Below are 13204 nucleotides of genomic sequence, written 5' to 3'. Positions count from 1 at the left end.
GCATTGATGAAACCCGTGAGGCATTGATGGGCGCGCTGGCGGACCGTAACTGGGACGCCATCGGCGAGTTGGATATGGGCTGTCGCGACGTCATCGAGCAGGTGCTCAGTGAAGCGCCGGTCGATGAGGATGCGTTGCGCGAAAAGCTTGAGAGCCTGCTGGCGGTCTATCAGCAATTGCTTGAGGTGACGACGGGCGAAAGGCAGGCGATTTTCGAAGAGATGTCGCAGATCAACCAAGCTAAAAATGCGTCAAAGGTTTACCATCTGTTCGGCTGAACGGGCTCAGTTAATCCGAACGCGCGTCATAAATTTGACTGCGAGCGATTTTTTGACTTAACTAGTGCTGTTTTCAGATTTCAGAAGGCTGTCGCGCAGAAAGTGCCTACAGCCATCTAGATTGCCCCGACCCCAGGGCATTTGAGTTAACTAGGGAAGTTGCTATTGCATGTGGCGTGAAACCAAAATTCTGCTGATTGATGACGATAGCGTTCGCCGCCGCGATTTAGCGGTAATTTTAAATTTTCTCGGTGAAGAAAATTTACCCTGCGGTAGCCATGACTGGCAGCAGGCGGTCAGCTCATTGTCGTCGAGCCGTGAAGTCATCTGTGTACTGATCGGGACGGTAAACGCTCCTGGCGCAGTTTTAGGCCTGTTAAAGACACTGTCGACCTGGGATGAGTTCCTTCCGGTGTTGCTGATGGGCGATATTTCTTCCGTGGACCTGCCGGAAGACCAGCGCCGCCGTGTGCTTTCCAACCTGGAAATGCCGCCCAGCTACAGCAAATTGCTCGATTCCCTGCACCGTGCCCAGGTCTATCGCGAGATGTACGACCAAGCGCGCGAGCGTGGCCGTCACCGTGAACCCAACCTGTTCCGCAGCCTGGTCGGCACCAGTCGTGCGATCCAGCACGTGCGCCAGATGATGCAGCAAGTGGCCGACACCGACGCCAGCGTGCTGATCCTCGGCGAATCTGGCACCGGCAAGGAAGTGGTCGCACGCAACCTGCACTATCACTCCAAGCGTCGCGACGGGCCTTTCGTGCCGGTCAATTGCGGTGCGATTCCGGCCGAGTTGCTGGAAAGCGAACTGTTTGGCCATGAGAAGGGCGCCTTTACCGGGGCGATTACCAGTCGTGCCGGGCGCTTCGAATTGGCCAACGGTGGCACCCTGTTCCTCGATGAAATTGGCGACATGCCGTTGCCAATGCAGGTCAAGTTGCTACGCGTGCTGCAGGAACGCACCTTCGAACGCGTGGGCAGCAACAAGACCCAGAGCGTCGATGTGCGCATCATCGCGGCGACCCACAAGAACCTCGAAAGCATGATCGAGGTCGGCAGCTTCCGCGAAGACCTGTATTACCGCCTCAATGTATTCCCGATCGAGATGGCTCCGCTGCGTGAGCGCGTGGAAGACATCCCGTTGCTGATGAACGAACTGATCTCGCGCATGGAACACGAAAAGCGCGGCTCGATTCGCTTCAACTCCGCCGCGATCATGTCCCTGTGCCGCCATGGCTGGCCAGGCAACGTGCGAGAGCTGGCCAACCTGGTGGAGCGCATGGCGATCATGCACCCCTACGGTGTGATCGGCGTAGTCGAGTTGCCGAAGAAATTCCGCTACGTCGACGACGAAGACGAGCAGATGGTGGACAGCCTGCGCAGCGACATGGAAGAGCGCGTGGCCATCAACGGCCATACCCCGGACTTCGGTTCCACCGCCATGCTGCCGCCGGAAGGCCTGGACCTGAAGGACTACCTCGGCAACCTGGAGCAAGGCTTGATTCAACAGGCCCTGGACGACGCCAACGGCATTGTCGCCCGTGCTGCCGAGCGCTTGCGCATTCGCCGTACCACCCTGGTGGAGAAGATGCGCAAGTACGGCATGAGCCGTAGAGAAGGAGATGAACAGGCGGATGATTGACGCCTGTTTTTCAAACCGCTGATTTATCAGCGGTTTTTTTTCGGCACAAGTATTGCTACAGCTCCCGCAACGTTCCGTTTAACTGACGGTCAGCCAAGCGAGAGAGCATGATGCCCCACGCCGCCCAACTATCTTCGTCCCCGGATCTCGCGGGGCTCGTCCCGTCTGTAGAGCAGCAGAGCCGGCAAGGTCTGGAACAGGCGTTTTCGCTGTTCAACCAGATGTCCAGCCAACTGACCGACTCCTACAGCTTGTTGGAGGCCCGGGTTTCCGAGCTTAAGGGCGAGCTGGCGGTGGTCAGTGCCCAGCGCATGGAAGAGCTGGCCGAGAAAGAGCGCCTGGCCAACCGTCTGCAAAACCTCCTCGACCTGTTGCCCGGTGGCGTGATCGTCATCGACGACCAGGGCCGTGTGCGCGAAGCCAACCCGGCCGCCTGCGATATGCTCGGCCTGCCACTGGAAGGCGAGCTGTGGCGAGAAGTCATTACCCGCTGCTTCGCGCCCCGTGAAGACGACGGTCATGAAATCTCCTTGAAAGACGGGCGCCGCCTGTCCATCGCCACCCGCTCGTTGGACGCCGAGCCCGGTCAACTGGTGCTGCTCAATGACCTGACAGAAACCCGTCACCTGCAAGACCAACTGGCGCGTCATGAACGTTTGTCGTCGCTCGGGCGGATGGTCGCTTCTTTGGCGCATCAGATCCGCACGCCGTTGTCGGCGGCGTTGATCTACGCCAGTCATTTGACTGATGAACAATTGCCCGCTGCCACCCACCAGCGATTTGCCGGGCGTCTCAAGGAGCGTTTGCATGAACTGGAGCATCAGGTGCGCGACATGCTGGTGTTCGCTCGCGGCGAATTGCCGCTGACTGATCGCGTCACGCCCGCAGAACTGATGCAGTCGCTGCAATCCGCGGCCGCCACCCATATCCAGGACGTCAACGTACGCTGGCAGTGCGACAGCCATCTCGGCGAGCTGCTGTGCAACCGTGACACCCTGGTCGGCGCGCTTCTGAACCTGATTGAAAACGCCACCCAGGCCAGCGGCCAGGGCGCACGGCTCAAGGTGCACTTGTATCGTCGCGAACAGACGTTGCGCCTGTGCATCAGCGACAGCGGCAGCGGTATCGATCCGGTAGTGCTGCAACGCCTGGGCGAGCCTTTTTTCACCACCAAGACCAACGGAACCGGCCTGGGCCTGACCGTGGTCAAGGCAGTGGCACGTGCCCATCAGGGAGAATTGCAGCTGCGTTCCCGGTTAGGGCGTGGCACTTGTGCATTGATGACCTTGCCGCTGTTTTCCAGCCCGGCAAGCGTGGAGTAAGAGGATATGGCTATCAAGGTTCTGTTGGTGGAAGACGATCGCGCCCTGCGTGAAGCATTGGCTGACACGCTGCTGTTGGCGGGCCATGACTACCGGGCGGTCGGTTCTGCCGAAGAAGCCTTGGAGGCGGTTGAGCAGGAGGCGTTCAGCCTGGTGGTCAGTGACGTCAATATGCCCGGCATGGACGGTCACCAGTTGCTCGGCCTGCTGCGTGCGCGCCAGCCGCAACTGCCGGTGCTGCTGATGACCGCCCATGGCGCGGTGGAGCGTGCAGTGGACGCGATGCGCCAAGGCGCGGCGGATTACCTGGTCAAACCCTTCGAGCCCAAAGCCTTGATGGAACTGGTCGCCAAGCATGCCTTGGGCGTGATGCCGGCTGCCGATGGCGAAGGCCCGATTGCCTTTGAGCCAGCCAGTGCGCAGTTGCTGGAACTGGCTGCACGGGTCGCGCGCAGCGATTCCACCGTGTTGATTTCCGGCGAGTCCGGCACCGGCAAGGAGGTGTTGGCGCGCTATATCCACCAACAATCCAGCCGCGTCAAACAACCCTTTATTGCGATCAACTGTGCGGCCATCCCGGACAACATGCTCGAAGCCACGTTGTTTGGCCATGAAAAGGGCTCGTTCACGGGTGCCATCGCGGCTCAGGCCGGCAAGTTCGAGCAAGCCGACGGCGGCACCATTTTGCTCGACGAGATCTCGGAAATGCCCCTGGGCCTGCAAGCCAAGTTGCTGCGGGTCTTGCAGGAGCGTGAAGTGGAGCGGGTGGGCGCGCGCAAGCCGATCCAGTTGGATATCCGCGTAGTTGCCACCACCAACCGCGACTTGGCGGGCGAAGTGGCGGCGGGGCGCTTTCGCGAAGACTTGTTCTATCGGCTCTCGGTGTTTCCGCTGGCTTGGCGCCCGTTGCGTGAGCGTCCGGCCGATATCATTCCATTGGCCGAGCGCCTGCTGAAGAATCACGTCAAAAAAATGAAGCACGCCCAGGCGCGGCTCTCGGCTGAAGCCCAGGCCTGCCTGATCGGCTATCCGTGGCCCGGCAATGTGCGGGAGTTGGATAACGCGATTCAGCGCGCACTGATATTGCAGCAGGGCGGGCTGATCCAGCCGCAAGATTTCTGCCTGGCCATGGGCAATGCCGCTGCACCGGTGCCAACCCTGTCACCCGCACCGGCGGCTGTCGAAGCCGAGTCAGGTGGTGCCTTGGGGGATGACCTGCGGCGCCGCGAATTCCAGATGATCATTGACACCCTGCGTGCCGAGCGCGGCCGTCGCAAAGAGGCCGCTGAGCGCTTGGGCATCAGCCCGCGCACCTTGCGCTACAAGCTGGCACAGATGCGTGACGCTGGGATGGATGTGGAAGCGTATCTTTTCGCCACCTGACAAACACTTAGGGCGACATGGTTTGTCGTCTTTTCTTACGAATCGCCACGGATCTGGCACCCTTGTTGCTACCTCCAGTAGTAACCGCTGCGTAGTGTCAAAAAATTGCGGGTCGTCGGAGAGAGAAGGTCATGAGCCAGGGTATTGAGTTCAATCGGTTGATGTTGGATATGCGCTCCATGCAAATGGATGCCATGGCTCAACCGAAATCCGTCGCGCCAGCGCCGGAATTGGGCCAAAGCAGTTTTGCCGACATGCTCGGTCAGGCAATCAATAAAGTCAGTGATACCCAGCAAGCGTCGAACCAGTTGGCCACGGCCTTCGAGATCGGTAAAAGCGGCGTGGACCTCACCGACGTGATGGTCGCCTCGCAAAAGGCCAGCGTTTCCTTCCAGGCCTTGACCCAAGTGCGTAACAAGCTGGTTCAGGCTTATCAAGACATCATGCAGATGCCGGTTTAAGGACGAGATTTAAGTCATGGCAGAAGCAGTCGTGGACAACGCACCCGCCAAGGCAGACGGCAAGCCGCCGCTGTTTGGCCTGTCGTTCCTGGAAAACCTTTCCGAAATGACCATGTTGCGTCAGGTAGGCCTGATGGTCGGCCTGGCCGCGAGCGTGGCGATTGGTTTTGCCGTGGTGTTGTGGTCGCAGCAACCTGATTACCGGCCGCTGTACGGCAGCCTGGCGGGCATGGATTCCAAGCAGATCATGGAAACCCTGGCCGCCGCCGACATCGCCTACACCGTAGAACCCAATTCTGGCGCGTTGCTGGTCAAGGCCGACGACGTGGCCCGTGCACGCATGAAGCTGGCCGCTGCGGGCGTGACACCGTCCGATGCCAACATCGGTTTTGAAATCCTCGACAAGGACCAGGGGCTGGGCACCAGCCAGTTCATGGAAGCCACCCGCTACCGTCGTGGCCTGGAAGGCGAACTGGCGCGCACCATTTCCAGCTTGAACAACGTCAAGGGGGCCCGCGTGCACCTGGCGATTCCGAAAAGCTCGGTGTTCGTGCGTGACGAACGCAAGCCGAGTGCCTCGGTCTTGGTCGAACTGTTTTCCGGCCGCTCGTTGGAGCCTGGCCAGGTACTGGCGATCATCAACCTGGTGGCCACCAGCGTTCCAGAATTGAGCAAGTCGCAGATCACCGTGGTGGACCAGAAGGGCAACCTGTTGTCCGACCAGGCCGAGAACTCTGCGCTGACCCAGGCCGGCAAACAGTTCGACTACAGCCGTCGCATGGAAAGCATGCTCACCCAGCGTGTGCGAAATATCCTGCAACCGGTACTGGGCAATGACCGCTACAAGGCTGAAGTCTCCGCCGACGTGGATTTCAGTGCCGTCGAATCGACCTCCGAACAGTTCAACCCTGACCAGCCTGCCCTGCGCAGCGAGCAGTCCACCAACGAGCAACGTACCGCCAGCAATGGTCCGCAAGGTGTGCCGGGTGCCTTGAGCAACCAGCCGCCGGCCCCGGCTTCGGCGCCGCAAACCACGGGCGGCGCTGCGGCGACTGCCGGTGCGATTGCGCCCGGTCAGCCGCTGCTGGACGCCAACGGCCAACAGATCATGGACCCGGCCACCGGCCAGCCGATGCTCGCGCCGTACCCGTCGGACAAGCGTAACCAGTCGACCAAGAACTTCGAACTCGACCGCTCCATCAGCCACACCAAGCAGCAACAGGGCAAAATCAACCGCCTGTCGGTGTCTGTGGTGGTCGATGATCAGGTCAAGGTCAATCCGGCTGACGGCGCAGTGACCCGCGCCCCATGGAGCGCCGACGAGTTGGCACGTTTCACCCGCCTGGTGCAGGACGCCGTCGGTTTCGATGCCAGCCGTGGTGACAGCGTCAGTGTGATCAACATGCCGTTCTCCGCTGAGCGTGGCGAAGTGATTGCCGACCCGGCGTTCTACACCCAGCCGTGGTTCTGGGACATCGTCAAACAAGTGCTGGGTGTGTTGTTCATCCTGGTGCTGGTGTTCGGTGTACTGCGTCCGGTGCTCAACAACATCACCGGGCATGGCAAGAAACAGCTGGCCCTGGCCGGTGGTGACGTCGAGCTGGGTGGCATGGGCGGCCTGGATGGCGAACTGGCCAACGACCGCGTCAGCCTCGGTGGCCCGCAAAGCATCCTGTTGCCAAGCCCGAGCGAAGGCTATGACGCTCAGTTGAATGCAATCAAGAGTCTGGTGGCAGAAGACCCGGGCCGTGTGGCCCAGGTCGTGAAAGAGTGGATCAACGCAGATGAGTGATAATCGAGCCGCTGTTGCCAAGCTCACCAAGGTCGACAAAGCCGCCGTGTTGCTGCTGTCCCTCGGTGAAACCGATGCCGCACAAGTGTTGCGCCACATGGGGCCCAAAGAGGTTCAGCGTGTCGGCGTAGCAATGGCGCAGATGCGCAATGTGCATCGTGAGCAAGTCGAACAGGTGATGAGCGAGTTCGTCGAGATCGTCGGCGACCAGACCAGCCTGGGCGTCGGCTCCGACAGCTATATCCGCAAGATGCTCACCTCGGCACTGGGCGAAGACAAGGCCAACGGCCTGATCGACCGTATCCTGCTGGGCGGCAACACCAGCGGCCTGGACAGCCTGAAATGGATGGAGCCGCGCGCTGTCGCCGATGTAATCCGCTACGAGCACCCGCAGATCCAGGCCATCGTCGTGGCCTATCTGGACCCGGACCAGGCCGGCGAAGTGCTCGGCCACTTCGATCACAAAGTGCGCCTGGACATCATCCTGCGTGTGTCGTCGCTGAACACCGTGCAGCCAGCGGCCCTGAAAGAACTCAACACGATTCTGGAGAAGCAGTTCTCCGGCAACTCGAATGCCTCGCGCACCACCTTGGGTGGTATCAAGCGGGCGGCCGACATCATGAACTTCCTCGACAGCTCGGTCGAAGGCCAGTTGATGGACTCGATCCGCGAGATCGACGACACCCTGTCCGGCCAGATCGAAGACCTCATGTTCGTGTTCAACAACCTCGCCGATGTCGACGACCGTGGCATCCAGGCGTTGCTGCGCGAAGTGTCCTCGGACGTGTTGGTGCTGGCGCTCAAGGGCTCCGACGAAAACGTTAAAGAGAAGATCTTCAAGAACATGTCCAAGCGTGCCTCCGAGCTGTTGCGCGACGATCTGGAAGCCAAAGGCCCGGTGCGCGTCAGCGACGTGGAAACCGCGCAAAAGGAAATCCTCACCATTGCCCGCCGTATGGCCGAAGCCGGAGAAATCGTTCTCGGCGGGAAGGGCGGCGAAGAAATGATCTAAGGCGCGTCCCATGTCGAACAAAGATGAGACGCCCAGCGATCTGATTCGCGCGCGGGATGTCGGCGGGTTCGACATCTGGTCGTTGCCCAGCTTCGATCCGCATGTGCCGGAGCCTGAACCGGAACCGGTCGAAGAACCACCGGCGGAAATGGAAGAAGTGCCGCTGGAGGAAGTCCAGCCACTGACCCTCGAAGAGTTGGAAGCCATCCGCCAGGAGGCTTACAACGAAGGTTTTGCGGCGGGTGAAAAAGACGGTTTTCGCAGTACCACGCTCAAAGTCCGCCAGGAGGCCGAGGCGGCACTTGAGGTCAAGCTGGCCAGCCTGGAACGTCTGATGGGCAGCCTGTTCGAGCCTATCGCCGAGCAGGACTCGCAGCTGGAAAAAGCCATGGTCGGGCTGGTGGAGCACATCGCCCGCCAAGTCATCCAGCGTGAACTGGTGCTGGACTCCAGCCAGATCGAAAGTGTCATGCGTGAAGCCCTCAAGCTGCTGCCCCTGGGCGTCGGCAATGTGCGGCTGTACATCAACCCCCAGGATTTCGAACAGGTCAAAGCCCTGCGCGAGCGCCATGAAGAAACCTGGCGCATCGTCGAGGACGCGTCGCTGCAGCCCGGTGGTTGCCGGGTCGAGACCGAACACAGCCGTATCGATGCGACGGTGGAAACCCGTATCACCCAGATCATGGCCAAGCTCTTCGATCAGCTCCATGAGCAAGCCCTTCATCCGGCCGAGCCTGACCTGAGCGTTGACCTGGACGCCCCCGATGCGCCTTGACCGCACCAGCTTCGCCAAGCGCCTGGGCAGCTATGCCGAGGCCACTGAGTTGCCTGGCCAACCGATCCTCGAAGGGCGCCTGTTGCGCATGGTCGGCCTGACCCTCGAAGCCGAAGGCCTGCGTGCCGCCATGGGCAGCCGCTGCATGGTGATCAACGACGACAGCTACCACCCGGTGCAGGTTGAAGCCGAGGTGATGGGCTTTTCCGGCAGCAAGATCTTCCTGATGCCCGTGGGCAGCCTGGCGGGTATCGCCCCCGGCGCCCGGGTGGTACCGCTCGCCGACACCGGCCGCCTGCCCATGGGCATGAGCATGCTCGGCCGCGTGCTCGACGGTGCCGGTCGTGCCTTGGACGGCAAGGGTGGCATGAAGGCTGAAGACTGGGTGCCGATGGACGGCCCCACCATCAACCCACTCAAGCGCAACCCCATCAGCGTGCCGCTGGACGTGGGCATTCGTAGCATCAACGGTTTATTGACGGTCGGTCGCGGTCAGCGTCTGGGCTTGTTCGCCGGTACCGGCGTGGGTAAGTCGGTACTGTTGGGCATGATGACGCGCTTTACCGAGGCCGACATCATTGTGGTCGGGTTGATCGGCGAGCGGGGTCGCGAGGTGAAGGAATTCATCGAGCACAGCCTGGGTGAAGAAGGGCTCAAGCGCTCGGTGGTGGTCGCGTCCCCCGCGGATGATGCGCCATTGATGCGTTTGCGCGCTGCCATGTATTGCACGCGCATCGCCGAATATTTTCGCGACAAGGGCAAGAACGTCCTGTTGCTGATGGACTCGCTCACGCGTTTCGCCCAGGCCCAGCGGGAAATCGCCCTGGCTATCGGCGAGCCGCCAGCGACCAAGGGGTACCCGCCGTCGGTGTTCGCCAAACTGCCCAAGCTGGTGGAGCGCGCCGGTAATGCCGAGGCCGGTGGTGGTTCTATCACGGCGTTCTACACCGTGTTGTCCGAAGGCGATGACCAGCAGGACCCGATTGCCGACTCGGCGCGGGGCGTGCTCGATGGCCACATCGTTTTGTCGCGGCGCCTGGCGGAGGAAGGGCACTACCCGGCCATCGATATCGAAGCGTCGATCAGCCGGGTGATGCCGGCTGTGGTCACGCCGGAACACATGGCTCGTGCGCAGCACTTCAAGCAGCTGTGGTCGCGCTATCAACAGAGTCGCGACCTGATCAGCGTCGGCGCCTATGTGGCCGGTGGCGATCGTGAGACCGACCTGGCCATCGCCTTGCAACCGCAACTGGTGACCTACCTGCGCCAGGGGCTCAACGACAAAATCAGCATGGGCGAAAGCGAAGCGCACCTGGGTTCGATCTTCGCCCCAGCGCCAGGCGGCTAAGCCATGGCCAGCACCCGCTCTTCACGTCTGGCCCCGGTGGTGGATATGGCCGAAAAGGCCGAAAAGACCGCCGTTCAGCGCCTGGGGTATTTCCAGGGCCAGGTGCGCCTCGCGGAAAGCAAACTGGGCGACCTGGAGCGTTTTCGCGGCGAGTACCAGCAGCAGTGGATCGAGCGCGGCAGCCAGGGCGTGTCCGGCCAGTGGCTGATGGGCTATCAGGGCTTTCTCAACCAGCTGGAAACGGCGGTCGGCCAGCAGCGCCAGAGCCTGGCCTGGCACCAGAACAACCTCGATAAAGCCCGTGAGAGCTGGCAAGCGGCGTTCGCACGGGTCGAAGGCTTGCGCAAACTGGTGCAGCGCTACATCGACGAAGCGCGGGCCATTGAAGACAAGCGCGAGCAAAAGCTGCTCGACGAGTTATCACAACGTCTTCCCCGCCAATCGCAGTATTAATGTGGGAGGGGGGCTTGCTCCCGATTACAGTGTGTCAGTCTCTGAAAATATTGACTGATCCATCGCTATCGGGAGCAAGCCCCCTCCCACATTTGATTTGCGGTGTTGCTCATGGCCGGTTCAACTGCTAAACCTTGTCTCATTGCCAATGACAAGGAGCTGTCACATGTCAGTCGAATCAGAAGTGTCCCTGGATGGGAAGAAGTTAACGATCGCGATCAAGGGCCGGTTCGATTTCGGCAGCCACCAGACGTTCCGGGATGCCTACGAGCGTTTCTACAAGGTGCCTGAGCTGTATGTCGTCGACTTGAAAGAAACCACCTATATGGACAGTTCGGCCTTGGGGATGCTGTTGCTGCTCCGGGATCATGCCGGTGGCGATAACTCGGAAGTCCAGGTGATCAACAGCAATTCCGATGTGCGCAAGATCCTCGCCATCTCCAATTTCGACAAACTGTTCGATATCAGTTGAACGTTCTGGCCCCCGTCCTTGAGCCGCTGACGGTCCTCATCGCCGAAGACAGCGCCGCCGACCTGCTGTTGTTGTCGACCATCGTGCGGCGCCAAGGGCATCAAGTATTGACGGCTACCAACGGTGCACAAGCCGTCGAAGTCTTTACCCGTGAGCGCCCGCAACTGGTGCTGATGGATGCGCTGATGCCGGTAATGGATGGCCTGGAGGCTGCCCGTCAGATCAAGCGGTTGGCAGGTGAAGCGCTGGTGCCGATTATCTTCCTCACTTCGTTGCGCGAGAGTGAGGCGTTGGCCCAATGCCTGGATGCCGGTGGCGACGATTTCTTGCCAAAGCCCTACAACCCCTTGATCCTGGCGGCGAAGATCAACGCCATGGACCGCTTGCGTCGCCTGCAAGCCACGGTGTTGCAGCAGCGCGACCAGATCGCCAGGCACCATGACTACCTGTTGCACGAACAGCGGGCGGCCAAGGCGGTGTTCGACAAGGTCACCCATTCTGGCTGTATCAACGCCGCCCCGAACATTCGTTACCTGCAATCACCCTATGCGCTGTTCAACGGTGACCTGTTGCTGGCGGCGTACACGCCGTCCGGTGACATGCACGTGCTGCTCGGTGATTTCACCGGGCATGGCCTGCCTGCCGCCATCGGCGCCATGCCCCTGGCGGAAGTGTTCTACGGCATGACCGCCAAGGGGTATGGGCTGGCGCAGACCCTGCGGGAGATGAATGCCAAGCTCAAGCGTATCCTGCCGGTGGACATGTTTTGCTGCGCCACCCTGTTATGCCTGAGCGCCCAGCGGCGTGCGGTGGAGGTGTGGAATGGCGGCATGCCGGAGGGCTATGTGCATGAGGTGGCTACGGGCACGCGTACGCCGTTGATGTCACGGCATCTGCCGTTGGGTGTGCTGTCGGCGGAAGCGTTTGATGACAGCACTGAAGTCTGGCCCATGGCCCTGGGGGACCGGGTGTTTTTGCTTTCCGATGGCGTGCTGGATACCGCTGACGCCAATGATCAATTGTTCGGTGCCGAACGCTTGCAGCAGGTATTCGCCGCCAACCGTGAGCCCGACCGCCTGTTCGAAGACATCGAGCAGGCCCTGGCGGCCTTTCGTGGTGAAGCGCGGGATGACGTCAGCATGGTGGAAATCACCTTGCAGGCCGGTCAGCCGTTGCGTGCGGCCGAGCCCATGTACGCTGACAGCGGTCAGTCGTGCCCGCTGGACTGGTCGGTGAGTTTCGAATTCCGCGCCCAGACCCTCAAGTGCTACAACCCGTTGCCCTATCTGCTGCAGTTGTTGCTGGAGATCCAGGGGCTGCGGGAGCAGAGCGGGGCGCTCTACAGCGTAATGGCTGAGCTGTATTCCAACGCATTGGAACACGGCGTACTGGGCCTGGACTCGCGACTCAAGCGCAATGCCCAGGGGTTTGCCGACTACTACCGTCAGCGCAATGAGCGTCTGGCGCAACTGGACAGCGGATATGTGCGGGTGCACATGCAGGTGGCGCCGACCGTGATGGGTGGCCGGATGACGTTGCGCATCGAAGACAGTGGCCCGGGCTTCGACGTGGAGCAAGTGCTGGCGCGGCCTCTGGATGTCGACCGTCTGTCTGGTCGCGGCTTGAGCCTGGTGCGCCAACTGAGCAGCGATGTACGCTGGTCGGACGGTGGGCGCAGCGTCTGCGTGGAGTTTTGCTGGAAGGCTCTGGCATAATCCGCCGATTCTTGATCAAGGAGCGAGCAAGTGGCTGAGATTCATCTGGACCCTGAAGTGTTGTCGGGTTTGCAGGACGTCATGGAGGGCGAGTACCCCAAGTTGCTCGACACCTTTCTCGACGACTCCCAGAAACGCGTCGAGGCGCTGCGCAAGGCGCGGGATGATGCCAAGGCACTGGGGCGAATTGCCCATAGCTTCAAGGGCAGCAGCGGTAACCTTGGGGCGGTGCGGTTGGCGCAGTTGTGTCAGCGGTTGGAGGTCGAATCCATTGGTTCTACGGCGGATTTGGGCGCGCTGGTGGATCAGATTGACCATGAGTTTGCGTTGGTCCGTCCGTTGTATGAGTCGGAGAGGCAGCGGTTTCAGATTTGATTGAGTACATATCCGTTGCTTAGGTCACGGCTGCTTCCGGCCAGCGTGTTTGATGGGGCGCCTCAGATCAAAAGTGAAAGCGCGGCGGCCTTGGAGCCGACCGGTTTCCTGGCTGTCGACCGCGGTCAAATGTGGGAGCTGGCTTTCCTGCGATTGCATCAGCTGGGTGTACC

At 60.8% G+C, this 13204-nt stretch carries 13 protein-coding genes; all 13 read left to right on the top strand.

Going from position 1 to position 13204, the window contains the following annotated elements; genetic code table 11:
- Positions 1-2 precede the first annotated feature (2 nt).
- The 13 genes from ACRESD_RS22265 (at position 3) to ACRESD_RS22205 (ending at position 13031) form a co-directional block, all read left to right on the top strand.
- Entirely contained in the window at positions 3-278 is a 276-nt protein-coding gene (locus tag ACRESD_RS22265; RefSeq protein ID WP_431752880.1) for a flagellar protein FliT, read from the top strand.
- A gap of 169 nt (positions 279-447) precedes the next feature.
- Entirely contained in the window at positions 448-1923 is a 1476-nt protein-coding gene (locus tag ACRESD_RS22260) for a sigma-54 dependent transcriptional regulator (RefSeq protein WP_431752879.1), read from the top strand.
- A gap of 110 nt (positions 1924-2033) precedes the next feature.
- Positions 2034-3245 carry a sensor histidine kinase gene (locus ACRESD_RS22255; protein WP_431752881.1) on the top strand — a complete coding sequence of 404 codons (1212 nt, stop codon included), beginning with the start codon at positions 2034-2036 and terminating at the stop codon, positions 3243-3245.
- 6 nt (positions 3246-3251) lie between these two features.
- Positions 3252-4628 (top strand): sigma-54-dependent transcriptional regulator, encoded by a 1377-nt coding sequence (locus tag ACRESD_RS22250; RefSeq protein WP_431752878.1) that lies wholly within the window; start codon positions 3252-3254, stop codon positions 4626-4628.
- A gap of 131 nt (positions 4629-4759) precedes the next feature.
- Positions 4760-5089 (top strand): flagellar hook-basal body complex protein FliE, encoded by a 330-nt coding sequence (gene fliE, locus ACRESD_RS22245; protein ID WP_016972029.1) that lies wholly within the window; start codon positions 4760-4762, stop codon positions 5087-5089.
- Positions 5090-5105: 16 nt separating this feature from the next.
- Complete coding sequence (gene fliF, locus ACRESD_RS22240) at positions 5106-6881, top strand: flagellar basal-body MS-ring/collar protein FliF (protein ID WP_431752877.1); 1776 nt, start codon at positions 5106-5108, stop codon at positions 6879-6881.
- The gene (gene fliG, locus ACRESD_RS22235) at positions 6874-7893 is read left to right on the top strand and encodes a flagellar motor switch protein FliG (RefSeq protein ID WP_431752876.1); all 1020 of its coding nucleotides are present in this window, start codon (positions 6874-6876) and stop codon (positions 7891-7893) included. The genes fliF and fliG overlap by 8 nt, the downstream gene beginning before the upstream one ends.
- A gap of 10 nt (positions 7894-7903) precedes the next feature.
- Complete coding sequence (gene fliH / locus ACRESD_RS22230; protein WP_431752875.1) at positions 7904-8668, top strand: flagellar assembly protein FliH; 765 nt, start codon at positions 7904-7906, stop codon at positions 8666-8668.
- Entirely contained in the window at positions 8658-10016 is a 1359-nt protein-coding gene (fliI, locus tag ACRESD_RS22225) for a flagellar protein export ATPase FliI (protein WP_431752874.1), read from the top strand. Before fliH ends, fliI begins: the two co-directional genes overlap by 11 nt.
- Before the next feature lie 3 nt (positions 10017-10019).
- Positions 10020-10469, top strand: a complete 450-nt coding sequence (gene fliJ, locus ACRESD_RS22220) for a flagellar export protein FliJ (protein WP_431752873.1) — start codon at positions 10020-10022, stop codon at positions 10467-10469.
- Positions 10470-10635: 166 nt separating this feature from the next.
- Positions 10636-10941, top strand: a complete 306-nt coding sequence (locus ACRESD_RS22215) for an STAS domain-containing protein (RefSeq protein ID WP_431752872.1) — start codon at positions 10636-10638, stop codon at positions 10939-10941.
- Complete coding sequence (locus tag ACRESD_RS22210) at positions 10938-12656, top strand: ATP-binding SpoIIE family protein phosphatase (RefSeq protein ID WP_431752871.1); 1719 nt, start codon at positions 10938-10940, stop codon at positions 12654-12656. Before ACRESD_RS22215 ends, ACRESD_RS22210 begins: the two co-directional genes overlap by 4 nt.
- A gap of 30 nt (positions 12657-12686) precedes the next feature.
- Positions 12687-13031 (top strand): Hpt domain-containing protein, encoded by a 345-nt coding sequence (locus ACRESD_RS22205; protein WP_431752870.1) that lies wholly within the window; start codon positions 12687-12689, stop codon positions 13029-13031.
- Positions 13032-13204 lie beyond the last annotated feature (173 nt).

Source organism: Pseudomonas sp. (assembly GCF_050739995.1).
In the GTDB taxonomy this organism is placed as follows: Bacteria; Pseudomonadota; Gammaproteobacteria; order Pseudomonadales; family Pseudomonadaceae; genus Aquipseudomonas.
This window is presented reverse-complemented; position numbering and strand designations above follow the sequence as displayed.

What these genes read in the sequence shown, in the direction of transcription:
- ACRESD_RS22260 (WP_431752879.1), top strand. Translation starts at nt 448, where the DNA reads ATGTGGCGTGAAACCAAAATTCTGCTGATTGATGACGATAGCGTTCGC.
- ACRESD_RS22255 (WP_431752881.1), top strand. Translation starts at nt 2,034, where the DNA reads ATGCCCCACGCCGCCCAACTATCTTCGTCCCCGGATCTCGCGGGGCTC.
- ACRESD_RS22250 (WP_431752878.1), top strand. Translation starts at nt 3,252, where the DNA reads ATGGCTATCAAGGTTCTGTTGGTGGAAGACGATCGCGCCCTGCGTGAA.
- fliE (WP_016972029.1), top strand. Translation starts at nt 4,760, where the DNA reads ATGAGCCAGGGTATTGAGTTCAATCGGTTGATGTTGGATATGCGCTCC.
- fliF (WP_431752877.1), top strand. Translation starts at nt 5,106, where the DNA reads ATGGCAGAAGCAGTCGTGGACAACGCACCCGCCAAGGCAGACGGCAAG.
- fliG (WP_431752876.1), top strand. Translation starts at nt 6,874, where the DNA reads ATGAGTGATAATCGAGCCGCTGTTGCCAAGCTCACCAAGGTCGACAAA.
- fliH (WP_431752875.1), top strand. Translation starts at nt 7,904, where the DNA reads ATGTCGAACAAAGATGAGACGCCCAGCGATCTGATTCGCGCGCGGGAT.
- fliI (WP_431752874.1), top strand. Translation starts at nt 8,658, where the DNA reads ATGCGCCTTGACCGCACCAGCTTCGCCAAGCGCCTGGGCAGCTATGCC.
- fliJ (WP_431752873.1), top strand. Translation starts at nt 10,020, where the DNA reads ATGGCCAGCACCCGCTCTTCACGTCTGGCCCCGGTGGTGGATATGGCC.
- ACRESD_RS22215 (WP_431752872.1), top strand. Translation starts at nt 10,636, where the DNA reads ATGTCAGTCGAATCAGAAGTGTCCCTGGATGGGAAGAAGTTAACGATC.